We start from the raw sequence: 1,282 nt of genomic DNA, 5'->3' as shown, positions 1-1,282 counted from the left end.
CCGGTCGCAAGCCGCGATCCCCGGCTTTCCCGGCCCGCCTGGACGGGTTGGCCGCTGGTATCCTTTCGGACGCCAGCGGCCTTTTTCCACGAGAGAGAGAGATTGATCGGGCCTATTTTCAGAAGCTGTATTGCGCGGCGAACTGGATCCTGTCGTTGTCGAACCTGGCGCCGTCGAACTGGCGGCGCTCGGCCCTGATGTATTCCAGGCCCAGCGTCACCGGCTTGACCGGCTTGTACTTGACGTTCAGATGCACCGCGCTCAGCTTGTCGGTGCCGTCCGCGGCCGCGCCGGCATGATCGTCGTAGTCGTTGACGCCATAGCCCGCGCCGATCTCGAATTGCGGGGTGATCGCATGGCTCAGCGCGATGCCGTAGCCCTTGGCGCCGATGGCCTGGCCATTCGCGTCCAGCTCGGGGGCATAGGTCGCGCTCCAGGCCGGCAGCAGCGAGGAAATGCCGTCGCCCTGGGTGTAGGAGGCCTGGATCAGCCCGCCCTGCCACAGCTTGGCATTGGCGCTGATCGTCGCGCCCCAGCTGGATTCGACGCCGTTGACCGGATGCTCCAGGCTGCGCGAGATCGCGGCCAGCTTCACGCTGCCCTGCGCGAATTTCTGCGTCACCGCGGCGGCGATGGCGACGCGGTCCTTGAGCGCCGAGTTGTCCTCTTCGAGCGAGAGCGCGGCCGAGGTGTCGCCGAACTCGGCGGTATAGCGGACCTGGCCGACGCGATAGGCCGGGGCGCCGGTCTGGCCGTTGGCGTCGATGAAGGCCGGCAGCTCGCCCACCGGGGTGAACAGGCTCCAGGTCTGGCCGGCGAGCAGGCCGTTCAGCTCGCCGAAGGCGTGGCGCAGGCGGAAGGTGCCGCCGCCGCCGCCCAGGAAGTCGCCCTCGAGGTTGAACTTCAGCTCGCCCATGTCGGTGGATTGGGCGCCGCGGATGCCGATGCGGCTTTGGTAGGCATGGGCGCGGCTGGCGGAATCCTCGGTGCTGGCGGCGGTGATGCCGGCGATGCCGCCCGAATGGATGCCGAGGTCGTGGCTGTTGTCGTAGATCAGGTCGCCCTTGACGTAGCCGTAGAAGTTCAGCGTGAAGCCGGTGGGCGTGGTCAGGCCGGCCGGCTGGGCCTGGCGCGCCTCGAGCGCGGCGACGCGGTCCTCCAGCGTCTGCGCGGCGGCGGGCAGGGCGGCAAGCCCGGCCGCCAGCGCGGCGAGGCCAAGCCCGCCGATATGGGTCTTCTTCATGGTGCTCCTCCCTGAGCCTGGTGATGCATCGCGCCGCAC

The 1,282-nt window shown here is 68.9% G+C and carries 1 protein-coding gene; it reads right to left on the bottom strand.

Annotated features, from left to right (window positions below; genetic code table 11):
- Positions 1-118: 118 nt before the first annotated feature.
- Complete coding sequence (locus FE811_RS26885) at positions 119-1,243, bottom strand: DcaP family trimeric outer membrane transporter (protein WP_072464234.1); 1,125 nt, start codon at positions 1,241-1,243, stop codon at positions 119-121.
- Positions 1,244-1,282 lie beyond the last annotated feature (39 nt).

This window comes from Paracoccus sp. FO-3 (assembly GCF_006386455.1).
Taxonomy (GTDB): domain Bacteria; phylum Pseudomonadota; class Alphaproteobacteria; order Rhodobacterales; family Rhodobacteraceae; genus Paracoccus; species Paracoccus versutus.
The sequence above is the reverse complement of the archived record's forward strand: the minus strand, read 5'-3'. Positions and strand labels throughout refer to the sequence as shown.